The organism is Parabacteroides sp. B2-S-102 (assembly GCF_023656665.1).
GTDB classification, from domain to species: Bacteria; Bacteroidota; Bacteroidia; order Bacteroidales; family Tannerellaceae; genus Parabacteroides; species Parabacteroides distasonis.
In genome coordinates this window covers 1-22,134 of the sequence record NZ_JAMOKM010000011.1, presented here as the reverse complement: position 1 = coordinate 22,134, position 22,134 = coordinate 1, and the positions used below count along the sequence as shown (strand labels likewise).

At 45.7% G+C, this 22,134-nt stretch carries 20 protein-coding genes; 9 read left to right on the top strand and 11 right to left on the bottom strand.

Translation table 11 applies throughout. The features are described from left to right. The first annotated feature begins 16 nt into the window (after nucleotides 1-16). Both cysS and NBH07_RS14210 read left to right on the top strand, forming a co-directional pair. The gene (cysS, locus tag NBH07_RS14215; protein ID WP_005860678.1) at nucleotides 17-1,492 is read left to right on the top strand and encodes a cysteine--tRNA ligase; all 1,476 of its coding nucleotides are present in this window, start codon (nucleotides 17-19) and stop codon (nucleotides 1,490-1,492) included. Between the two features lie 25 nt (nucleotides 1,493-1,517). Then, nucleotides 1,518-1,925 carry a PaaI family thioesterase gene (locus NBH07_RS14210; protein WP_005860676.1) on the top strand — a complete coding sequence of 136 codons (408 nt, stop codon included), beginning with the start codon at nucleotides 1,518-1,520 and terminating at the stop codon, nucleotides 1,923-1,925. An 80-nt stretch (nucleotides 1,926-2,005) separates the two neighbouring features. On the opposite strand, the gene NBH07_RS14205 is transcribed toward NBH07_RS14210, so the two are convergent. The 6 genes from NBH07_RS14205 to NBH07_RS14180 all read right to left on the bottom strand — a co-directional run bounded on the left by NBH07_RS14205 (nucleotide 2,006) and on the right by NBH07_RS14180 (nucleotide 8,231). Further along, nucleotides 2,006-2,872, bottom strand: a complete 867-nt coding sequence (locus NBH07_RS14205) for a DUF3108 domain-containing protein (RefSeq protein ID WP_039849114.1) — start codon at nucleotides 2,870-2,872, stop codon at nucleotides 2,006-2,008. Further along, nucleotides 2,814-4,727 carry an Ig-like domain-containing protein gene (locus NBH07_RS14200; protein WP_005860672.1) on the bottom strand — a complete coding sequence of 638 codons (1,914 nt, stop codon included), beginning with the start codon at nucleotides 4,725-4,727 and terminating at the stop codon, nucleotides 2,814-2,816. Before NBH07_RS14200 ends, NBH07_RS14205 begins: the two co-directional genes overlap by 59 nt. Before the next feature lie 146 nt (nucleotides 4,728-4,873). Further along, entirely contained in the window at nucleotides 4,874-5,143 is a 270-nt protein-coding gene (locus NBH07_RS14195) for a hypothetical protein (RefSeq protein WP_227204496.1), read from the bottom strand. A 190-nt stretch (nucleotides 5,144-5,333) separates the two neighbouring features. Continuing rightward, a complete protein-coding gene (locus NBH07_RS14190) occupies nucleotides 5,334-6,827 on the bottom strand; it encodes a PKD-like domain-containing protein (protein WP_009018744.1) in 1,494 nt (497 codons plus the stop codon). A gap of 80 nt (nucleotides 6,828-6,907) precedes the next feature. Continuing rightward, nucleotides 6,908-7,555 carry a hypothetical protein gene (locus NBH07_RS14185; RefSeq protein ID WP_009018745.1) on the bottom strand — a complete coding sequence of 216 codons (648 nt, stop codon included), beginning with the start codon at nucleotides 7,553-7,555 and terminating at the stop codon, nucleotides 6,908-6,910. A gap of 19 nt (nucleotides 7,556-7,574) precedes the next feature. Continuing rightward, the gene (locus NBH07_RS14180) at nucleotides 7,575-8,231 is read right to left on the bottom strand and encodes a hypothetical protein (RefSeq protein ID WP_229045759.1); all 657 of its coding nucleotides are present in this window, start codon (nucleotides 8,229-8,231) and stop codon (nucleotides 7,575-7,577) included. A 696-nt stretch (nucleotides 8,232-8,927) separates the two neighbouring features. On the opposite strand from NBH07_RS14180, the gene NBH07_RS14175 reads away from it, so the two are divergent. Then, entirely contained in the window at nucleotides 8,928-9,179 is a 252-nt protein-coding gene (locus NBH07_RS14175; RefSeq protein ID WP_009018747.1) for a hypothetical protein, read from the top strand. A 339-nt stretch (nucleotides 9,180-9,518) separates the two neighbouring features. Here the strand turns inward: NBH07_RS14175 and NBH07_RS14170 are convergent, their stop codons facing one another. Beyond that, nucleotides 9,519-10,799: a DUF2851 family protein gene (locus NBH07_RS14170; protein ID WP_009018749.1), complete on the bottom strand. Its 1,281-nt coding sequence runs from the start codon at nucleotides 10,797-10,799 to the stop codon at nucleotides 9,519-9,521. A 76-nt stretch (nucleotides 10,800-10,875) separates the two neighbouring features. On the opposite strand from NBH07_RS14170, the gene dapB reads away from it, so the two are divergent. From dapB to NBH07_RS14150, 4 genes are read left to right on the top strand one after another with little or no spacing between them, the layout of a single operon-like run. Further along, nucleotides 10,876-11,592, top strand: coding sequence for a 4-hydroxy-tetrahydrodipicolinate reductase (gene dapB, locus NBH07_RS14165; protein WP_009018750.1), 717 nt, complete (start codon nucleotides 10,876-10,878; stop codon nucleotides 11,590-11,592). Between the two features lie 16 nt (nucleotides 11,593-11,608). Next, nucleotides 11,609-13,006, top strand: a complete 1,398-nt coding sequence (locus NBH07_RS14160; protein ID WP_009018751.1) for a S26 family signal peptidase — start codon at nucleotides 11,609-11,611, stop codon at nucleotides 13,004-13,006. Nucleotides 13,007-13,025: 19 nt separating this feature from the next. Further along, nucleotides 13,026-13,886 (top strand): signal peptidase I, encoded by an 861-nt coding sequence (gene lepB, locus NBH07_RS14155; protein ID WP_009018752.1) that lies wholly within the window; start codon nucleotides 13,026-13,028, stop codon nucleotides 13,884-13,886. Nucleotides 13,887-13,888: 2 nt separating this feature from the next. Continuing rightward, complete coding sequence (locus NBH07_RS14150; RefSeq protein ID WP_008774292.1) at nucleotides 13,889-14,518, top strand: WbqC family protein; 630 nt, start codon at nucleotides 13,889-13,891, stop codon at nucleotides 14,516-14,518. Here the strand turns inward: NBH07_RS14150 and phnW are convergent. The 3 genes from phnW to NBH07_RS14135 are packed head-to-tail and all read right to left on the bottom strand — an operon-like array spanning nucleotide 14,502 to nucleotide 17,785. Beyond that, nucleotides 14,502-15,587, bottom strand: a complete 1,086-nt coding sequence (phnW, locus tag NBH07_RS14145; protein ID WP_005860653.1) for a 2-aminoethylphosphonate--pyruvate transaminase — start codon at nucleotides 15,585-15,587, stop codon at nucleotides 14,502-14,504. The two genes, NBH07_RS14150 and phnW, sit on opposite strands and share 17 nt — an antisense overlap. Nucleotides 15,588-15,612: 25 nt before the next feature. Continuing rightward, the gene (gene phnX, locus NBH07_RS14140; protein WP_005860651.1) at nucleotides 15,613-16,407 is read right to left on the bottom strand and encodes a phosphonoacetaldehyde hydrolase; all 795 of its coding nucleotides are present in this window, start codon (nucleotides 16,405-16,407) and stop codon (nucleotides 15,613-15,615) included. Between the two features lie 34 nt (nucleotides 16,408-16,441). Then, nucleotides 16,442-17,785 carry a DUF5690 family protein gene (locus NBH07_RS14135; RefSeq protein ID WP_250833527.1) on the bottom strand — a complete coding sequence of 448 codons (1,344 nt, stop codon included), beginning with the start codon at nucleotides 17,783-17,785 and terminating at the stop codon, nucleotides 16,442-16,444. A 196-nt stretch (nucleotides 17,786-17,981) separates the two neighbouring features. On the opposite strand from NBH07_RS14135, the gene NBH07_RS14130 reads away from it, so the two are divergent. Continuing rightward, nucleotides 17,982-18,854, top strand: coding sequence for a hypothetical protein (locus NBH07_RS14130; RefSeq protein ID WP_005863981.1), 873 nt, complete (start codon nucleotides 17,982-17,984; stop codon nucleotides 18,852-18,854). Nucleotides 18,855-18,910: 56 nt separating this feature from the next. Here NBH07_RS14130 and NBH07_RS14125 read toward each other — a convergent pair whose 3' ends face one another. Then, the gene (locus tag NBH07_RS14125) at nucleotides 18,911-21,166 is read right to left on the bottom strand and encodes an inorganic phosphate transporter (RefSeq protein ID WP_005860646.1); all 2,256 of its coding nucleotides are present in this window, start codon (nucleotides 21,164-21,166) and stop codon (nucleotides 18,911-18,913) included. Between the two features lie 257 nt (nucleotides 21,167-21,423). Between NBH07_RS14125 and NBH07_RS14120 the strand changes: the two genes are divergently transcribed. Further along, nucleotides 21,424-21,963, top strand: coding sequence for an RNA polymerase sigma-70 factor (locus NBH07_RS14120; RefSeq protein ID WP_005860644.1), 540 nt, complete (start codon nucleotides 21,424-21,426; stop codon nucleotides 21,961-21,963). Nucleotides 21,964-22,134: the final 171 nt, after the last annotated feature.

Sequence of the window (22,134 nt, the reverse complement as noted above, 5' to 3'; positions counted from 1 at the left end):
AAATATATAATAGAATATGGAACATCCATTGAATATTTACAACACGCTTACGAGAAAGAAGGAGCAATTCATACCCCTGCACGAGCCGCATGTAGGTATGTACGTATGTGGCCCCACGGTTTATGGTGACGCCCACTTGGGACACGCACGTCCGGCGATCACGTTCGACTTGCTATTCCGTTACCTTACCCACCTAGGATATAAAGTGCGTTATGTACGTAATATAACGGATGTAGGGCATCTGGAGCACGACGCCGATGATGGGGAGGATAAGATCGCCAAGAAGGCACGGCTAGAACAGTTGGAGCCGATGGAAGTGGTTCAATATTACCTCAATCGTTATCATCAAGCGATGGATGCGCTGAACGTACTTCCTCCCAGCATCGAGCCGCACGCTTCCGGACATATTATCGAACAAATCGAGTTAGTCAAGAAGATTCTGGATAACGGCTACGCTTACGAAAGTCAAGGCTCCGTCTATTTCGACGTAGAGAAATATAATAAAGATCATAAATACGGCATCCTCTCGGGTCGCAATATCGAGGATATGTTGAATACGACCCGTGCGTTGGACGGGCAGGACGAAAAGCATAACGCCATCGACTTCGCCCTTTGGAAATGCGCCCAGCCGGAGCATATCATGCGTTGGCCGTCTCCGTGGAGCGACGGCTTCCCCGGTTGGCACTGCGAATGTACCGCTATGGGCAAGAAATACCTCGGGGAGCATTTCGACATCCACGGAGGTGGCATGGACTTGATCTTCCCGCACCATGAATGCGAGATCGCACAAGCCGTGGCTTCCCAAGGAGATGATATGGTTCATTATTGGATGCACAACAATATGATCACCATCAACGGCCAGAAGATGGGTAAATCATTAGGTAATTTCATCACGCTGGAGCAATTCTTCACGGGTGATCATCCCTCCTTGCAACAAGCGTATTCCGCCATGACCATCCGTTTCTTCATCCTGCAAGCGCATTACCGTAGCACGGTCGATTTCAGCAACGAGGCTTTACAGGCTGCCGAGAAGGGCTTGTCACGCTTGATGGAGGCATACGGACATTTGATGAAGTTGCAGCCGTCCGCTACCTCTACCGTAGACACGAAAGGTCTTCGTGAGAAATGTTTCGAGGCCATGAATGACGATTTGAACTCACCAATCGTGATTTCTCATCTATTCGACGCTACCCGTGCGATCAATTCCGTAAAAGACGGTAAGGCTACTCTGTCCGAGGAAGACTTGAAAGAGTTACAAGAGGTATTCCATTTATTCTTGTTCGATATCCTTGGCATGAAAGACGAGGCTTCCGCCAGCGGCAGTAATTACGAGACTTTCAGCAAGGCCGTAGACTTATTATTATCCATCCGCCAACAAGCGAAGGCAAACAAAGACTGGGCGACTTCCGATAAAATCCGTAACGAATTAACCGCGATGGGATTCGAGATAAAGGATACCAAGGATGGTGCGGAATGGAAACTAAGCAAATAATCCACCAAGCGAATAGTAAGAGGTTATGACAATCCATGAATTTCTTCAAGGCGATAAATTCGCCTTGCTTGCGGGCGTTGAATTATTAGAAACGGGCAACGGTTACGCCAAGGCGCGTATGCTCATCAAGCCCGAACATTTAAATGGTGGAGGCGTATGTCAAGGTGGGGCGATCTTCACGTTGGCGGATCTGGCTTTCGCCGCGGCGACTAATAGCCACGCACGCCTGACATTATCCATTACCTCAAACATCAATTTCTTTAAGGCGGAGAGTAAGGGATACTTATATGCGGAAGCGAAAGAAGCGTTCAGCCATAAGAGACTGGCGAATTGCGAAGTCCGTATCACCAATGAAGCCGAAGAATTAATCGCGACTTTTAATGGTACAGGTTACCGCAAAGACACGGAATTACCCTTCACTCCGTTGGTTTAAAAAAGAAATTCTATAAAAAGCTCTCGCCCCAGCTCCGTGATGAGCTGGGTGCGAGAAACACAAGCCTATCTAAAAAGCTTTCATTTCTTCTGCACCACGATACGGCAAGTAAGCGGGGCACGCAGGTTATAGGAGTCTTTATAATAAACCTCCGCTGCCCCGATCTTCAGTTTCGCCCGGATCTTTACCGGGATATGGTTCTCGTCATCCCCGATCCAGACCTCCGCCGCTTCCTTGGCTTGGGAAAATGCCTCATCGTAGATATCGATATAGAAATGGCGGGTACGGAATTTCGCCTCCTTATGCTCGACGATCTGTTGTCCCGTATAGCGGAAACGAGCGTTCACGAGCTCCCGGCCGATAGCGATCATGAAAGGGAACTCCGCACCATAACTCATCGTCCGCCAATCCAGCGAACGGAGATACATCGTAGCTCCCAGCATATCGAATACACGTCCTTTCGCCATTAGCATCGTGTCGATCTTCGTCTCCTTTAATGTATGGCGATGCGAGTGGATATTGATCCTACCGCTTCCTTGATACTCAAACTGGAGATTATCCACCAGATAGTAGTCTCCCTCGTTCGTGCGCTTCGAGCTGAACAAGAGCCGAGGCTCCTTTGAGTAATGGCAATCCATCGTATCACGCATCCTGAAGACTTTCTCGATCACGCCGGCAGAGCGGAACAACAGGTTATAATGCCATGACGGCGCTCCTTGGTATTCCGATTCTTTCACGGAAAGGGTAGCCAATCCGGCCTTCGACATGATCAGGCCCCATTTAAAATAAAGATCGTAATCCACCCGTTCCCCATGGGATAACGGCAACGTTTGTGCCCGCAAAGACGTAAGACTCGCTACACACAAAAAGAAAACGCATATATACAGTTTAGAAGCGCAAGCCGCCCACACCGCTGTTCCTATTGGACGAAGACTGTGTTCCCTCATTTTTGTAATCTCTTTTCTTTTTCGTTAGCTCTTTCGGTTTATTCTTCGTGATATCGATCGGTTTCTGCCGTTTCATCGGTGTAGCCTTGATATTCCAAGTCTCCTCCACTTGCCAATTCTGCATGATATTGAATATCTTCGGGCAATAGAAGACAAGTTCCGGCTGCCGTTTATCGGCGTAATTACCGGTATCCCAGACACCGTTATCATTCACGTCTAATACTAAACGGGCATAATATTTATCCGGTTTCAAGTCCATGAAAAGCACGCCGCCATCTTTTACCTTCACCTTACGGATCGGCTGGTCGCTGCTATTCAATAATTCCACGAAAGCGGTGGTATCCGCTCCCTCAATATTGATATATAAATGCCCGTACTCATCTTCCTTCTTGATCTTGAATTCCCCGCTATACACATCGTTCCATTTACCATAGGCACTGAATATCGTGGCGGAGTCTACTTCCAAACGGTATTCCTCTCCATACTTCCACGGGCGCTTGATGAAGAAGTTCAAAGAGTTCGTCGTATCCGGAAAGAAATCGAAGTCTACGGCTTCCCAAAGCGTATCCACTTTCTGATCCAGATAGAAATGATCTTTCGTTAACCCCGCTACCGGTTCGCTAAACGTAACAGCGACCGTATCATACAGGTTGATCGAACCGGAAGCGTTTACGTTCATTCCCAGAAACTCGATGGGTTCCGGCTCATCGTCTTTTTTCTTTTTCTTCTTCTCCACAGGACGGCGACGCATGGTAAATTGTACCGTATCGGTCTGCGGACGAAGTATATTCATGGAATCGCTTTTCAGGTAATTCACCTCCACTTGCAGCGTATCTTGCTTCCAGATCAAAGAATCGGTCAACCAGTAATGCACGGCTTTTCCTTCCTCCGCTGTCTGCAAGAAATACCAATTGCTATCCGCCGGGGTGAAATTCAAAGGAACCGGTACCGGAATAGTATCCAAGGAGGTATTGAAACGCAAGGTTAGTATTTTCTCATCCGTACGCTCCGGCTTCAACATATATTGACGCTCTACTTTCTCCTTAAACAGGCGTAACTCGATATTGTCCGGCATAAAATGGGTATAACCGACTGTCATCACCGTATCGATCGTCAAGCTATCTTTCCAAATCGTATCCTGACGGGTCGTCAACTCGAACGCGGGGACGATCAAGGAATCGTAAAAAGCGATCTGCTGCCCGGGCTGGCTGTACTTGTAGGAGCGCATCACATCCTCCAAGGCATAGATCCGATAGGTTCCGGGGGCCATATTACGAATCGTAAACTCTCCCTTGTCGTTCGTACGGGAAGTACGGACAAATGGGATCGTCGTAAAGGCGGAATCCTCCAGATTCGTATGCACGCCGATCGTAATACCCGGCATAGGCTCCAGATTCTCGGCGTTCAGCAAGACTCCGGACACCTCCATACTGTCGATGGATTCGCCGGTAGAGAACGCAAAGGAATAATTCTCCAATACATTCTTCTCATTATTATCGGAGATCGAATTGGTAAAGTCTATCGTATAGGTCGTATTCTCCTTCAACGTATCCATCAGCTCGATGACCGCCTTCCGGCCGTTCGCCCGGATAACGGGTTGCTCCATTTGGGGTGGAGTGATGATCACGTTCTCGGTAGGCTTATCGATCTGGATCAACTCATCAAAAATAATCTCCACCTTCTTTCCCTTATAGTTTATCTGGCCGGGCAACGGCGTACTGCTTACGAACTTAGGCGGAGCCTCATCATAAGGCCCTCCGTTCGGCGAGGCTATATTCGCGCACGAATACAGCACGACCAGCAGAAGTACCCCTATAAAGAACCGTAAACTATTTCTCACATATTTATCTTCCATTCAATACTCTCATTTCAATTGAGGGACAAAAATAGGGAAAAATCCCGTGAACGATAAGGATATATACGCTAATTAATCTATCTTAAAATGAAAAAGCCCCTATCTCCTATTAAATAAAAGAGATAGGGGCTCTACAAGTATCTCAATTATTTGAACGCTACTCTATGAACCTCAAAAATCGCATCGCTTACTTGTATCCTTAAAATATATATGCCGGAATTCACTTGATTAAAATCAAGCGTACCCCCGCTTCGTTCCATTTTCCCCTCAGCGACTAATAGGCCTGTCGCTTGATTATATAGCTGATAAGAGACTTGATTTGAAACAACCACATCAGACAAAATAGATGACTCGTCATTCTCTAATTGATTTTCTATGACATCCACAATTTTACTGGATCCATCAGAATAAACCATATAAGAGCTTTGCACGGATACAGTTGTTGATGCCGCAGAGCCCGCCGCCCCACACTGAGTAGTATAAGCACGACACGCTATATAATAACTGCCCGGAATCGAGAATGTTATATAATTTGTATTACGAGAAGGAGATTGGCTCGCTCCCTGACTTGGTGATACGGTCCATTTATACTCACAAACACTATTATCATAAAGAGGATTCGCTATAAAACTCCCCCCTTGATTTAGGCGTACACTCGGAAGGTCCGGTAACTTTAGTTACTGTTGGATATCCTGCATAAATCGCTTTAGATACCGCAGCACTTTGTCCTCCTAAACTAGCGGTCAAGCGTATCCACTCATCTCCAAACTTACCCGGAGCTATCCCTACAGATACTGTTTTCGTACTCTGTCCTCCCTGTATCTCTAGCTTGCCATTAGTATAGCTCCAAGTCAATTGTACCTCAGAAGGAACAGTTACATTACTAATCGTATAATTACCATTATAGCAAATCACGGATTCTCCAGAAATCAGATAACGGAAAGGTGATACGGTAAATGTCTTAGAGATAGTTCGCACACCGGAACAACCCGACAAGCTAACAACAGCTTGCACCGTAACAGATCCGGACTTCGTAAATATCACTTTAGGGGCAGCTGTTCCTTGCCCTGATGCCACATATATACCCGTTCCGGACCATGTAGCCTTGCTTAACGAAGAAGAAGCGACATCCAACGCTAACGTACTATATTCAAATTGGTAAGCAGCTGTAGAAGTTATCGCTGGATCTGAAATTCCTTTATAAGGACAATTATACCATTGAGATACTTCACCATTTTTCTTCAACCGGACCTTAACTATTCCATCTGTAGGGCACACACTTGAGGTGATACTTACGCTATTCAATTCCAACCCTTCCTTCGTATTTCCTCCATTATTGATTTTCCATCCGGAGGGCGTACTCCATTCATAAGTCATTCCTTTCACTAATTGAGTGGTAAATGTATTAGTCTGAGTTTTTCCAAAAGGAACAGAAGTTGGATAAGCCGTAAAGCCAAATTTACGAGTGAAAGATATAGAGGAATACCCACTTTTATCAAATTCAGCACCTTGATTTACACCACGTACCTTGACTGTTCCTGTACCGACATTATTTGTCGTAATATTGATGGATTCAGAAGAAGTAGTAAATACACCTGTTTGAGTACCACTTTTCCATCCTTCAGGTAAAGTCCACTCATATTTAGTAACCAGATTTTTATCTCCAGTTGTTGTTTGTCCCGGGTAATAAAATTTTTGACCAAGCAAAACTGTTATATTCTGAACTCCATAGTCTAAATTAGTAGAAGTTTTTGAAGTAAGAGAAGGCGGAGTTACTCCATTCAAACTTTTTATTTTTTGAGTGTAAGAGGCTGACTGCACTCCGCTAACTCCCGAACTATAATAAACTTCAGCCGTTAATTTCCCTTGAGGAGTACTACCATTTGTAGACTTCACATTATCCCAATATACGGTTATACCATAGAAATTCCCACCGGGGATTGAGGTTTGGGATGAACCAAGGGAAAAAGACCCACCCGAGACAGTCCAATTTACTCGGGCAATATTACTCCCTGCATCCAATACATAATAATATCCCATTTTTGGAGTAACGAACTCTGGTACGTCTTTGTCTGGTTTTAACACTGGATGCTGTGCCATCGCACTAACTATACTGAAAAAAACATACCAAAACGGATAACAACAATTTCATTCGTTTCATAATAAATCAATTTAAAGGTTTAAAACAAAAAATACACTCCACATCGAAAAGCATGATCGATATGTGTATCATAATCCACTTCACGAGGAAGTTCTGAGAATTGTTCGGAATAATTATCCAACCCTCTCACGGAGAAATAGCATCTATAATCAAACTCAACACCTACAAATTTCCACGTATATCTCAATCCCACTTTGGGATATAAAGAATAATCATTGAATCTATCACGTTGAAAAGGGAAAGGCTCTCCTTCTTGAACCTCCTGATATCGATTATAAAATCTCTGGTATTCCAACCCTCCACCCGCAAACAGATCTAAGTTCTTGTACGACACAATGGAATAATCATATCCAATGCCCAAACCATACAATCGCATTTTATGAGTATAGTAACCCCGTATGACGGGATCTACAGAAGCATAATCGTCTCTCCAACTTTTCCATCCCAACGGCACATTCACATAAAATGAATGCTTTTCTGAAAGATTATACCGTACCGTAAGCTCTATCGGATGTATTAGCTCCTTCACCCGATCTTTAAAACCATAGGCGATACCAATACCAAACCGAGCCGGTTCCTTTTCCTTTGTAATCTCCTGCGCATTGGATGTCGCAAATAGCAAAAGAAAACATACCAAAATGGATAAAAACAACTTTGTTCGTTTCATAATAAATCAATTTAAAGGTTTAAAACAAAAAATACACTCCACATCGAAAAGCATGATCGATATGTGTATCATAATCCACTTCACGAGGAAGTTCTGAGAATTGTTCGGAATAATGATCCAACCCTCTCACGGAGAAATAGCATCTATAATCAAACTCAACACCTACAAATCGCCACGTATATCTCAATCCCACTTTGGGATATAAAGAATAATCATTGAATCTATCTCGCAGAAAAGGGTAAGGCTCTCCTTCTTGAACCTCCTGATATCGAAAATAGAATCTTTGGTATTCCAATCCTCCACCCGCAAACAGATCTAAGTTCTTATACGACACAATGGAATAATCATATCCAATACCCAAGCCATACAATCGCATTTTATGAGTATAGTAACCCCGTATGACGGGATCTACGTAACCATAATCGTCTCTCCAACTTTTCCATCCCAACGGCACATTCACATAAAATGAATGCTTTTCTGAAAGATTATACCGTACCGTAAGCTCTATCGGATGTATTAGCTCCTTCACCCGATCTTTAAAACCATAGGCGATACCAATACCAAACCGAGCCGGTTCCTTTTCCTTTGTAATCTCCTGCGCATTGGATGTCGCAAATAATAAAAGAACAGCCATAGACAAAAACCATTTACTCCTCAGTATATACTTCTTACTCATACTCCATCCCATATTGCACGTTCATAAATATTCGATATAAAAACTATCTTTCAATAACTCCATAAAGATAGCCTCCCAAAGCCCTTACCAGTTAACTGATAACTTCCCGATCCAACCTCAGAGATATCAAGCATATATAGTACTCCGTATCCCCGAATATTCGTCAGTATATGACTAAGGCATAAATATGCCAATAACATGATAAAATTTTTGTTTACTTCCACCGTCCTTTCTTTATTAACAATAGGTTAAATCCTATCAACAAATATAGGTCTTATATTTAACTATTCCAAGATATTTGAGTAGATAAAGAGAGATTTTCTTAATCATATCATGTTATAAATAAAGCATTGTCCGGATATTCCCACATCACAGATTCCGCACCAACTAATTTTTGTAACACAGAAGAGAAAAGCCCTTATTGTCATTTTTCTCTCCTAAAGAATATCATCGCGGCTCATCCGGGAAAAAACATCAGCTTGTTTTCCCGAAAACACGTACATGTTTTTCGGAAAACACGTACGACTTTTCCAAAAAACATGTACGTGTTTTTTCGAGTCCGGTTATCAATCTCTTACAAAACAGTAATTCACATCGAACTTATTGTAAAATAAAACACCCGAAATAAGGCAGATACCTAATTAAAAACAGTATCTTCGCAATAGATGGAAGTATAACCAAATAAATAGAGCAACTATGTCAGAAGTATCAGGTATCGAATTGGAGAAAGATGCGGCAGGGAACAACAGCTACGTTCGCATCGACTTAAAGAAATATGGGGATATGATCAATCCTATATTGAAACGATTGGGAGTAAACCTATCGGATAGTAACCTTGATGAATTTGAACGAGATTGGAACAAAGGATTGAGCATCGAGGAATTCAGACAATACGCAAAACAAGAACTAAGAAAACATTTCTATGAAAAAAACGCACAAAGAAAATAACACAAAAGTTATTATCCCTAAAGAAATAATCACTTATCTGATGGATTTAGCCGACACCTTATTTGAGAAAGATTATTATTCATACATTGAGTACGCAAACATACTTATCGATGATATCCTCGATTTCATCCACACTTTACCTCATGCACCACATTATAATCTCTCCCATACAGCTGAAATGAGGTTCAACCGATACGGGAGAGATTTGCAATACGCTTTTTTCAAACGAAAAAGCAGCAAGCATACCACATGGTATGTTTTTTTCAACCGGAAAGGTGATCGATATATTACGTTATATCACCAATAATCATAAAGACGGCAAGTATATAAGAGCTCCTTTTACCGAGGAGGATTAACACTTCGTTTTAGCAACCTGAACCCAATCCGGCAATACAAACACTTTCGCTTCTCGCAATATTCTCGTTTTAACTGGATGAGTGATTGCGTATCACCAGCGTTATGGACTTCGATACCGGATCGAGCGAAAGCGGTTACGATATGATTGCGTTCCGGCGGGATACTCTCCAAGAGGCGGGTCGCACGCAGGCAATACTCAGGAAGTTTATTTCGACCGCCGTAAGCGAATAGCAGAGGGACTACCGTATTTATTAACAGGATATTCAAGGCATTCTCCCCGATCATTTTATCTTTTTCCACCGAGGCGTATTGGAAATGATAATGATTCTTCCAATAATCCGAGGGTTGGATACGGAAATAATCCTTGATCTCTTTAGGAGAAGAAGCGGACAGGATCATCGAGAATAACGTATCGTACCGATGCCAGATAGCGGCCAGTTGCGCCAACTTCACATGCGGGAAGTTGGTCGGACGGATACGGAGGCTTTTGAACAAGGAGTCATCCAAAGGCTTGAGCCCGAACTTATGGCGGAGAAACTCATATTCCCGCCTCAGCAGACGGTAGTAATGGCAGGAGCCCTCTTCCGAGAGCATACCCGCTTGTCCGAAAAGCATCGCCTCTACTTGCGACTCGCTAGCCCTTTGCTTTTGGATATATCGCAGGGGGAGGCTTTTCGCCAACCACTCGAAAGCGTCGCTATTCACGCCAAAGCCGAAACTACGGGTTAATAGGATATAGAACACCTCGTTCCAATCCTCTTGATACTGATCCAACAGACGGTATATATCCTCTGTCTTTCGTTCCAGCCGCTCACCGAGCAAGGCATCCATCCATGAGGCCAGATGTACGGAGTCCACATCTTGAATCCGCTCGAGGCAGGGGACGGGCACCTCTCTTACCAATAACCAATCGATATTTTTCCGGACAGGTTCCGGAACGGATAATATCAATTGAGGAATAGGCTCACCGTTCATCCGGCAGATAGATGCGTCATTCACACCCGTTACATGCAAGATAACGGAGTCATATGCCTTATCTGAATCATGATGATGCAGCAACCAATCGGAAGCTTTTTCGTGGATCTCCACGCTTCCCGCCCATACCGTGCCGTCGATTTTTACCTTGGCGTTGAAGAAGTCGGGACCGGCGTCGGTGTTTTGTATTCCGGGATCGATAACAGCGATAGGAAGCCCCTCGGTGGTAGTCAATGGAGTACTCGCGTAGAGTTTGTATTTCCAAACATAGTGTAATAAACGTTCCATATTCTTTCAGAGTTAAGATTTTGGATTCAAATGTAATTCATTTTCTGTATATTTGCGACATTAATTGAATTAAAGTATGAAAATTGCACTTATAGGTTACGGGAAAATGGGCAAAACGATCGAGCAGATCGCCATCCAGAGAGGACATCAAATTGTTTCCATCATAGATATCAATAACGCTGAGGATATATATTCAGAAGCGTTCAAGAGCGCCGACGCGGCGATTGAGTTTACTACCCCGGCTACCGCTTTCAATAACTATATGAAATGTTTCGAGGTAGGGGTGCCGGTCGTATCGGGTACTACCGGATGGCTGGACCGTATCGGCGAGATCAAGGAGAAATGCGAGAAAGAGGGCAAAACCTTCTTCTACGCCTCCAACTTCAGCATCGGCGTAAATATCTTCTTCGCCATGAACAAGTATCTGGCGAAAATCATGAACAACTTCCCCTCCTACGACGTTAAAATGACGGAAGTCCACCATATCCACAAGCTGGATGCGCCCAGTGGAACGGCTATCACGTTGGCCGAAGGTATCTTGGAAAACATCGATCGTAAAGACCGCTGGACCTTAGAGAACGCCGAGAGCGCAACCGACCTACCAATCCACGCCATCCGTGAGGGTGAGGTTCCGGGTATCCACGAGATCACGTATGAGTCGGACGTAGATATGATCAGTATCAAGCATGATGCCAAGAGCCGTGCCGGATTTGCGCTAGGCGCCGTAATAGCGGCAGAGTTTACCGCCGGAAAGAAAGGTTTCCTAGGCATGAATGACTTATTCAAATTCTAAACGTATTAGCTAAAAGATGAAGAAGTTCACGAAAAAACAATGGATCAAGTTTAGTATAGCGGCCGTATTATACACGTTGTTCGCTATCTGGATGCAAAACGTATGGCTACTGCTGGGATTAATCGTCCTAGTCGATATATTCTTGACGCACTACATCCCTTGGGGAGCTTGGAAACGGTCTAAGAACCCGGCGGTACGCAACGTATTGGAATGGGTGGACGATATCGTATTCGCGCTGGTAGCCGTTTATTTCATCAATTTGTTCGTCTTCCAGAACTATCAGATACCGAGTTCTTCCTTGGAGAAATCCTTGCTGGTAGGAGATTACCTGTTCGTCAGCAAATTAAGTTACGGCCCTCGCGTACCGAACACGCCGATCTCCTTCCCGTTGGTACAAAATACGTTGCCTATCTTAAACTGTAAATCGTATCTGGATTGGCCGGAATGGGGCTACAAACGGGTGAAAGGTTTGGGCCACGTGAAACGTAATGATATCGTAGTGTTCAACTTCCCCGCAGGCGACACGATCGCCGTGAAAGTGCAAAACCCGGATTACTACTCCTTGGTCGAGGAGTACGGACGGGAACGTATCTTATTGGATAAGGCCACGTTCGGCGAGGTAATGTACCGCCCGGTCGACAAACGGGAGAATTACGTGAAGCGTTGTATCGGTATGCCGGGTGATACGCTCCAACTCATAGACAACCAAGTGTACATAGACGGTAAACCCGCCGAGAACCCGAAAGATATGCAGTTCAACTACTTCATCGAAACAGACGGTTCCCCGATCACAGAGGAGCAATTCCGTTTGATGGACGTAAGCAAGGATGACCGTATGCTGGCCTCCAGCGGCGGTTATTACCAAAACCTATTGTCATACCTAGGCTTTACGCCTAACGCGAACGGACAGTACAACCCGGTATATCGCCTGCCGCTCACGAAAAAGGCCTTGGCGATAGCGGAGAAGTTACCTACCGTGAAGAAGGTTATCATCGAGCCGGAGACGTTGGGCGGCCCCACCTATCCGGTCGGATACAATACTGGCTGGACCCGCGATAACTTCGGGCCGCTTTGGATCCCGAAGAAAGGGGCTACCATCCCGTTGGACGAACGTAATCTGGCGTTGTACAGCCGTTGTATCAAGAATTACGAGAACAACACCTTGGAAGTGAAGGACGGCAAGGTCTACATCAACGGCAAGCCCGAGACTTCCTATACGTTTAAATACGATTATTACTGGATGATGGGCGATAACCGCCATAATAGCGCGGATAGCCGCTCATGGGGTTTCGTACCCGAGGATCACATTGTCGGCAAGCCGATCTTGGTTTGGCTATCCTTGGACAAGGATCGCAGCCTGTTCGATGGTGGTATCCGTTGGAACCGCCTGTTCCGTTGGGTTCATCCGGATTAAGAGGTGAAAACTTCGTATTATGACAATCCAACGATTCCTGATAGTTCTCATGAAATGGCTGGCAGCTTTCGCGCTAGCCTCGGGGATCGTCATGCTCATACGTCTTTTCTGCATAGAGTCCTATCGCATCTCCACGGACTCTATGGAAGAGGCTTTACATAAAGGGGATTATATCCTAGTCAATAAAATACCGGGGAAGAATAAGCCCGTCCGGGGCAAGGTCGTGCTTTTTACCAGTCCGCTCTCTCGAGATTCAGCGGATGCTCCCTTATTCATCAGCCGCTGCATCGGTATGCCGGGCGATACGATCCGGGTCAGCATGGACGGATATACGATAAACGGGCAGAAAATCCCCCGCTCTCCCCGCTCCCTCAGCTCCTATTTCATAACACTGAGCGCCAAGGAGACGTTCTTGGAGACGTTAGAGAAGTTGGACATCCCACTTAGGGATTTCAGGCAGGAAAGTTTTGGCTGCATGCTCAGCCTCACGGCTTTCGAGGAATATCAATTGAGGGAGGAATTGCCCGATGCCATAAACCGTCATTTTATCGGGGAACAAATGCAAGAATACATGTTGATCGTCCCCCGGAAAGACCGGGCTTACCCGCTGGACGCCGCCTCGCTCACCGCCTGCAAGGAGATCATCATGCGGGAGACGGATGGCAAGGCTTCCTTCCGCGACGGAAAGTTATATCTGGACGGGCGGGAGACTAATTTCTTCTTTTTCCGACAAGACTACTATTGGGTACTGTCCGATAATACCAACGAGGCGGTAGATTCCCGCCATCTCGGTTTCATACCGGCCGACCATATCGTCGGCAACGCTTGGCTCTGCTGGTACAGCCCCGACAAACAACGAATCTTTAAACCCGTTCATTAATCATGCGACCTGTATATATAGCGACCGCCTATCTAGGCCCCATACAACAATATTGTAAGATGCTCCAATACCCGGAGGTCCGTATCGAGACCGCCGAGAATTACGTGAAGCAAACCTATCGTAACCGTTGTTCCATCGCCGCCGCGAACGGCCCACTCTCCCTATCCATCCCCATCGTCAAGCCGGATACCTTGAAATGCCAGACCAAGGACATCCGTATCTCCGACCACGGAAACTGGCGGCACCTACACTGGAACGCTTTGGTATCGGCCTACAATATGAGTCCGTTTTTCGAGTATTATGCCGATGACTTCGCTCCTTTCTACGAAAAGAAATACGAGTTCCTCCTCGACTTCAACGAGGAACTGCGCCGTCTAGTCTGTGACCTGTTGGATATGCAACCCGCAGTCGTCTACACCGAGCATTATGAGCCAGAGGTAGCCAACGATTTCCGGGAAACGATCCGCCCGAAACACGAAGGGGAAGATCCCGCCTTCCGCCCGGAACCTTATTATCAAGTATTCCGGGAGAAATTCGGATTCCTCCCCAATCTGAGTATTGCTGATTTGCTGTTCAATATGGGCCCCGAAGGACTCGTTACGTTACGGGCATCGATTACCGGATCTCTTTAATCGCTTGTATCAAGGCTTCCATATCTTTCGGGAAGATATCTCCGATATTACCGATACGGAATGTATCCGCATCCGAGATCTTACCCGGATAGATCACGAAGCCTTTCTCCTTTAGCCGCACGTAGAACGAGGCGAAATCGAAATCCGCAGAGGGATATAAGAACGAAGTGATAATAGGTCCTTGCGCGTTATCGGACAGTAACGTCTTAAAGCCCAATCCACGCATACCTTCCACCAATACTCGGTGATTCTCTTGATATCTCTTATAACGAGCCGTGATACCGCCTTCCTCGTTCAATTCCTTCATCGCTTGGTAGAAAGCGTGAACCACGTGCGTCGGAGACGTGAAACGCCATTTGCCTCCCCCTTTCTCCATCGCTTCCCACTGGGCATAGATATCTAAGGAAAGCGAGCGGGCATTCCCCTTCGTCGCCATCAATTTATCTTTTTGGGCGAGGATAAAGCCGAAGCCGGGAACTCCTTGAATACATTTGTTCGCACTACTGACCAAGAAGTCGATACCTAAACCTTTCACGTCGATAGGGACACCGCCAAAGCTGCTCATCGCATCCACGATAAAGGTAATCCCCCGGCCCTTGATCACCTCGGCTACCTCCTCAATCGGATTCAACAAACCGGTCGTGGTCTCGCTATGTACCATTGAGAGATGCGTGATACCGGGATGCTCCTCCAAGGCACGTCGGGCTACCTCGCCAGTTACCAGTTCCGTCTCATGCAAAGAGACCAGTACGTAATTGATATGATAATAATCGGCGATCTGCGCCATACGTTTGCCATAAGCGCCATTAGCGAGGATCAACAATTTATCCTCCGGACGCACGGTGGCCCCGATCGTAGCCTCCACACAATACGTTCCGCTACCTTGCAGCAGGACACTGGTGTACGCATCCCCGTCCAGTCCCGCTATCGCCAGCAAGCCTTTACGGATCGGGGTAACGATACCCTCGTTATAATCCTTATCCCACGTACACCAATCCTGAAGCATGGCCTCACGTACCGTCTGCGACGTACTCAACGGACCCGGTGTCAATAATAAATAGTTTCTCATATGATTGTTTTATTTTATTCGGTTATCAGGCTTGATCCCTGTTGTTAATCTTCTCAATGCAAGCAGGCAGCTCGGCGATCGTATCCAAGACGAAATGAGCCCCCGCCGCCAACATACGCTCACGCACCTCTTTCTTCAGAGATTCCCATTCTTCCGCCGGACGGCTGTTATATTCCTCCTCGCTCACGCCCATCTCGTTGCTACCGGTCACGATACCGACGCTCCATACCTTGGCGTTCACGCCCTCCTTAATATCAGCGATCGTATCTCCTACCTTCACCACTTGATCTACGGAAGGAATCGCCAAATCGATCATATTCTTATAGATCATATACGGAGCGGGGCGACCGGCCGGGACCTCGTTCGGTGTCACCAGATTATCTACCCTATATCCTTTGGCCTCGGCTCCGGGACGGACAATCTCCATCATCTTCGCCGTGTACCCGGTCGTAGAGCCGATCTTTATACCTTGCTCGCGAAGCATCGCCATCGTCTCCAAGACTCCCGGTATCGGAGTGGTGAAATCCTTCAAGGAAGCGAACAAATGTTTCTCGAAACTAGTGTACATCTCATCCACGTCCCTCTTGTTCCAGTCCCTCTTATACAAGGCACGGAACTTCTCGTTCACCTCCGGCATACTCAAGATCGCCTTGATATGATCGATCTTCAAGAGACCCATCGGCTCACGGGCCTGCCGGTAAGTGATATCAATCCCTTTCTCTTCCGAGAATACCTTGAGGAAAGCGTTCAGCGGAGCGAAGCATCCATAATCCACGGCCGTACCGGCCCAATCCATAATGACACCTGAAATCTTCTTCATATTCTGTATGTATCGTATTTAATAATTTTCTTGTTTAAGCGATCGTAAGGACATTGTTTTCGGTAGGCTCAAGAGTTGCTATTTCCTCGCAGCCACATAAAGCGGTCTCCTTGCGATAGCGTTGCCGCAAATATACGAAGGAAGCGACAAAAGTGGCGCAGCAAAAGATCCCTACATATCCGGCAAGTTGGTTATAAAATACTGCCCAATCCAATCTCGTACCCACGAATTCCTTTAGCACCAATACCAGTATCGTACCCGTGTACCCCAGAAAATCTGTTAAGACAATAAAGAAACCGACGTTTCCCCGTATCTTGAAACAAGCGATGAAGCGATCGAAGAAAATCGTCTGGAAGGTTAAGTAAGCCATATACAGGCAGAGGCTCTGCAAGAAAAGCCATGTCACCGGACTCAATCCCATCCGCTCCTGCCCGAACGACACGAACGCCATGACCATCATGCCCGTAATAATCAAACCGTACAGGACTGAAAGCGCCTTAAAATTATCTTTCACGAGCACCATCAAACCAAAGATCGCCAAGATAGTCAAGGTCACCACGCTATCTATTTGCGTGAACAACCAAGGCGAGTAACCGGACATATCAATGATATTCACCAAGAAGTCCTCCTTGATATCCCGTAACACCACGATCGCTATATTCGCCACGAAAAGCATCGTCAAGAAAGGTATGAAGTTCTTGAAAAGCTCCCAACGCTGCCGCCCGTTCAAGGTCTCCCGCTCCGACTTCAAGGCGATATCCTCCTCCGTAGGTTGTGGAAGCCGGTTTAGCGCATATCCCAACAAGGCTAGCAAAGGCAATGCCACCGCCCCGATCAAAGCCGGCATCCAGAACTCGCTGACCTGCCATATATCCATCACGTACAAGCCGACAGACTTCGCTGTACCGGAACTGATCACCATACTTACGCCCAACAAACTAGCGAGGACATCCGTCATCCTACGTCCTTCTATAAAGCTGAAAATAATCCCCCACATGCACCCCAGCGAAAGCCCGTTCAAGAACATCGCCGCTATATTATAAGGAGCCGAGAGCAACCCGAAGAATACCAACGAAAGTTCCGCCATCACCACGGACATCAAGATGAACCGCAAACGCTCTTCCCGCCGCAACTCCGATATCAACTTAATTCCCATGAACTTCGACACCACGTATCCCAAGATCTGCACGATCGTGACCGCCACCTTATAGTCCATATTGAATACCTCCAGATCCTCGAAAGCGGCAGCCGTATACGGCTTACGCAACATATATACCAAGGAATAAGAAAGCAAGGCGGCCCCTCCGGCCCATAGGATGAAAAGGAGATCGGAAATCCGTTTCCGGGATGTTTTATTGCTCTGTATCGCAGTGTCCATAATCTTCTGTCGTTTTATTTTCGAAGGCAAAAGTACAGCCGCCATGTTACAGACATATTACTGAACCCATGAATGTATATTATTAATACCCAACTAGGAATCAATAAATTATAAAGAAATATTTATGTAACATTCATGAAACGGAAACGCAACATATGTCCTCTTATTTTGTAAGGTAAATCAAGAATATAAACACATGAACAATCTTCAAGAATTCTACCGAAAGATCGAATATCTACGAAGCAATGGGGTTAAGATGAAAGAGATAGCCGACTGGATCGATATGGCTCCCAGCATATTGTCCTCCCTATATACGACCGTATTGCCGAATTATTTCGAGGGCATCAAGAGTTACCCGCCGGAAGAAGCACTGGACTCGGCGCTCGCCCTAGTGAATAACGTGTCGAAAAAACGTTTGCTTTCCCATATAGAGGAGATGATCCTTCGCCTAGACCAGATGGAGCTCGCCGAACCGGATAGCCTAAAAGATAATCCTTTCGCCAAGCAATTGATGGAGGAGACACGGCTCTCCGCCTCTAAAATAGAGGCTTTCAAAGGAATCTATACCAGTTACAGCCTTTCTTCCTCCTCGGACTGCCTCAAGATGGAACCCTTCCTACTCTCCCCCTCGGATAATCAAGTCCGTGTAGGGCGGATCAGCGCTTATGGAGAGGCTCAATGGGGATTCGGGATCATGCCCGATCCTCAGAATTTCCATTGCATGCTGAACGAGAACCAAGCGCCCCAATTCACGATGGTAACGATATACCTGCAAATACCATTTTTCAAGAATCCCCGCCAATTACGAGGATTATACATCGGGCAGGATTATAATCGTAACCCGATCGCCCGCCGAATCCTTCTTATCAAGGAATCAGAAAGCACGGAGATCGATGAATTCATGAGCCGGAAAAGCGGACTGATCGATAAAGAAGATTTTACCCCGGAACAACAGGTCTACTATGATTATACTTGCCAGACAGGAGATTTTATCAAGATGTGTACAGTCCCATCCCTGCGGATGGACGAGAGTGATTTAGTCAAAGAAAAGAAGATGCTAACCCTATAAACCAGTAGAGACGGGGCATGCCCCGTCTCCCACCATCCTAATATAATAGAGACTGATTATTCCTTCTGGAACTTCCTACTCACCTTCAAAAGGTTCGCCGTAAAAGAAACCACGTTCTGGGCCTCTTGTACCATGTTCAAATAAACCATGCTCACCTTCGTGCTGCCGGACTGCCCTTGGATACGCTTCAACTCCCCTTTCTTCAAGGCGGTAAGTTGGTTCATCAAGGTAATCGACTCAGCGATCAGCTCCTCAAAGCCAATATAATCGTTTTTACGGATCATAGTAGCGCAATTTCTCAAGAAGGAGATGATTTGTTCAGATACCTTACCAAAATCATCTTTCTGTACCGGACTCAACGGGCTGAAATTATTATCGATATGATCTTTCATCGGTTCTGCCAAGCGACGGATACTGAATATGATCTCGCTGGCGAAGTCATTTCCTTGATAATAATAAAGCCCCTTCTCCACGGCGATATCGTGATCCAATTGGGTAACGCCAAGCGTACCGACACGTTTCACTTGTTTCAAGTGAATCTTCTTCTCCTCCACGGCAGTCAAGACCTTGCGCAACTCACGGAGGTTCTCATTCATGAATCCATTTACCGCCTTGCCGAATACTTCCGCCGTAAAATCCAGATCGGATTGTAATTCCTCACGGCTATGCTCGCGGAACAGGGCCAAAGCCTCACGGGTATCCGTAGCCTTACGAAGTTTAGACACCGTAGAATTCACCTCCTCCTTCAATGCCTCTTTCCGCAATTTAGCCTTATAAGCGAAGTGGCTACGAACCAACGAATAGATCGCCAAACCAATCATAGCGACCAAAGCTGGAATACCTCCCCAATAAATCAAAAGAGCGACGATGAAACAGATCGTAAAAGCAGCCCCTGCCGTAATGAACCAACCACCTATCACGGACAATACGCCTGTGATGCGATATACGGCGCTCTCACGCCCCCAAGCACGGTCTGCCAACGAAGTACCCATAGCGACCATGAAAGCCACATACGTCGTAGATAAAGGCAATTTCAAGGAGGTTCCCAAAGCGATCAGCAAGCCGGACAAAACCACGTTAACCGAGGCACGTACCAAGTCGAAGCTAGCCTTGTCATCCATGATCATCTCGCTTTGGTCGAAACGGCTATCAATCCAGTTCTTAACCGGAGTGGGCACGATACTTAATATCGTAGCGGATATATTACTGCAATTCCGTACCAATACCCGTGCGACAGGCGATGTACCGAAAGACTCCTCTCCATCCGATTGACGAGACAGATCCAAGGAAGTCTTCACCACGTTCTGAGCCTTTTTGGAGGTAGCCAAGGCGATTACCATCACGATCCCGGACCCCACCAAGAAATACCAAGGTGTCTGGGCCGGTCCCAACAAGGAGGTCATCAAAAATGTATCCGTGGTAGTGGTCCCTCCCTGCGCCATCAAGTCCATATAAGAGGAATAGCCAGCCAAGGGGACTCCGATAAAGTTCACCAAGTCATTCCCGGCAAAAGCCAACGCCAAGGCAAACGTACCCATCAAAATGACCACCTTGAATACATTCACCTTCAACCAATGCAATACCTGCATCAAGATCGTAAAAAATACCATACATCCCAAAACGATCATCCCCGTATTGGCATACACCATATCCTTGAACTCACCCGTCATAAAAGAACTTGTCTTCAGTCCCTTTATCAGCATAAAGTAAATGATGGAAGTGGCCGCTAAACCTCCGAACAGACCAATAAAATATTTAGAACTTTTCTTATAATTAAATGAGAACAAGATCCGGGACAGATACTGCACGATCACACCAAAGAAAAAAGCGATCGCCACAGAAAGAAAGATACCCAGAATCACGGTAAAAGCCTTCTCTGTATTCAGCAGATCCCCCAATTGCAAAGCGCCTGAAGAACTAGCGATCTTTACCAAGGCAATCGCTACCGTTCCACCCACCAACTCAAACACCATGGAAACCGTTGTCGAGGTCGGCATACCTAACGAGTTAAAAATATCCAGTAACACCACATCCGTAAGCATAACGGCCGCAAGGATACACATGATCTCCGAGAAATAAAAATGCTGGGGTTGATAAATACCATGCCGGGCAATATCCATCATACCATTGGATAACGCCGCACCAACAAAGACTCCCACGGCAGCGATAGCGATAATAACTTTAAAGGATGCGGCTCTTGCGCCGATAGCTGAATTCAAGAAATTCACGGCGTCATTACTAACACCGACCGATAAATCTACGATGGCCAATACAAACAAAAATATGACCAAGAACAAATAAAATGTTTCCATACTGATTGTTATAATTCTTGCGCAAAGTTCTGAAACAATTATTTCGCATCCGTTACATACATATTACAATGATGTTACAACCTGCGGATTAGATTCAAAAACAACCAGATATGAAATTAGGTTGAAATTAACATCAAGTATTTCTCTTTTAAGAGAGAGATCCACTAAGGGTTTTTATATACATTTGCGACTATATATTTAGAAGGGAAATAAGTTAACAAGATTCTAGTTACTTGGAAAAACACTCCAAAGAAATAATGCAATGGGTCTGTGAAATCGCACTATCCGATTCTCAAACTGCTTTTAAATCGCTTTATTTAGCCTATTTTCAGAGGCTAATGCGGTTTACATCCCTTTATGTGCCTTCCTCTGTAGAAGCTGAGGAAATTGTCTCTGATACATTTCTAAGTCTTTGGAATAATAGAAAGTCATTACCGGAGATCTCTAACTTCGATTCTTATATCTATGGCATAGCCCGCCACAAAGCCATCAGCCTATACCGGACACAACATATGGAGAAAGTCCAGATCGATGAGAATACGATCGATTTATTCGCACATACCGATACTACGCCCGAGGAAGAACTTATTTCTAAAGAATGTATCGATCATTTAAATGAGGCGATCAATACGCTCCCGGATAAATGCAAGATGGCTTTTAAACTGATCCGTGAAGATAAGATGAAATATAAGGATGCGGCAAATATCCTAGAAATATCAGTAAAGACATTAGAAGCCCACATCGCCACGGCAGTACGGAAACTACGGGAATCTCTAGCTAAAGAAATAAACGACTAATCTATCCACGTTCCCTCTTTGTAAAGACGTAGCGTGCCACATCTCTACAACGGCTGGTGTATATACCAAAAAAAGGAGCCAATCTTTCGACTGACTCCTTTCACCTAAGACGGCGGCTACCTACTCTTCCACTGTTACGCAGTACCATCGGCGTGACGAGGCTTAACTTCT

Coding starts and splice junctions, on each gene's coding strand:
- cysS (WP_005860678.1), top strand. CDS start 17: ATGGAACATCCATTGAATATTTACAACACGCTTACGAGAAAGAAGGAG.
- NBH07_RS14210 (WP_005860676.1), top strand. CDS start 1,518: ATGACAATCCATGAATTTCTTCAAGGCGATAAATTCGCCTTGCTTGCG.
- NBH07_RS14205 (WP_039849114.1), bottom strand. CDS start 2,872: ATGAGGGAACACAGTCTTCGTCCAATAGGAACAGCGGTGTGGGCGGCT.
- NBH07_RS14200 (WP_005860672.1), bottom strand. CDS start 4,727: ATGGAAGATAAATATGTGAGAAATAGTTTACGGTTCTTTATAGGGGTA.
- NBH07_RS14195 (WP_227204496.1), bottom strand. CDS start 5,143: ATGGTTTATTCTGATGGATCCAGTAAAATTGTGGATGTCATAGAAAAT.
- NBH07_RS14190 (WP_009018744.1), bottom strand. CDS start 6,827: ATGGCACAGCATCCAGTGTTAAAACCAGACAAAGACGTACCAGAGTTC.
- NBH07_RS14185 (WP_009018745.1), bottom strand. CDS start 7,555: ATGAAACGAACAAAGTTGTTTTTATCCATTTTGGTATGTTTTCTTTTG.
- NBH07_RS14180 (WP_229045759.1), bottom strand. CDS start 8,231: ATGAGTAAGAAGTATATACTGAGGAGTAAATGGTTTTTGTCTATGGCT.
- NBH07_RS14175 (WP_009018747.1), top strand. CDS start 8,928: ATGTCAGAAGTATCAGGTATCGAATTGGAGAAAGATGCGGCAGGGAAC.
- NBH07_RS14170 (WP_009018749.1), bottom strand. CDS start 10,799: ATGGAACGTTTATTACACTATGTTTGGAAATACAAACTCTACGCGAGT.
- dapB (WP_009018750.1), top strand. CDS start 10,876: ATGAAAATTGCACTTATAGGTTACGGGAAAATGGGCAAAACGATCGAG.
- NBH07_RS14160 (WP_009018751.1), top strand. CDS start 11,609: ATGAAGAAGTTCACGAAAAAACAATGGATCAAGTTTAGTATAGCGGCC.
- lepB (WP_009018752.1), top strand. CDS start 13,026: ATGACAATCCAACGATTCCTGATAGTTCTCATGAAATGGCTGGCAGCT.
- NBH07_RS14150 (WP_008774292.1), top strand. CDS start 13,889: ATGCGACCTGTATATATAGCGACCGCCTATCTAGGCCCCATACAACAA.
- phnW (WP_005860653.1), bottom strand. CDS start 15,587: ATGAGAAACTATTTATTATTGACACCGGGTCCGTTGAGTACGTCGCAG.
- phnX (WP_005860651.1), bottom strand. CDS start 16,407: ATGAAGAAGATTTCAGGTGTCATTATGGATTGGGCCGGTACGGCCGTG.
- NBH07_RS14135 (WP_250833527.1), bottom strand. CDS start 17,785: ATGGACACTGCGATACAGAGCAATAAAACATCCCGGAAACGGATTTCC.
- NBH07_RS14130 (WP_005863981.1), top strand. CDS start 17,982: ATGAACAATCTTCAAGAATTCTACCGAAAGATCGAATATCTACGAAGC.
- NBH07_RS14125 (WP_005860646.1), bottom strand. CDS start 21,166: ATGGAAACATTTTATTTGTTCTTGGTCATATTTTTGTTTGTATTGGCC.
- NBH07_RS14120 (WP_005860644.1), top strand. CDS start 21,424: ATGCAATGGGTCTGTGAAATCGCACTATCCGATTCTCAAACTGCTTTT.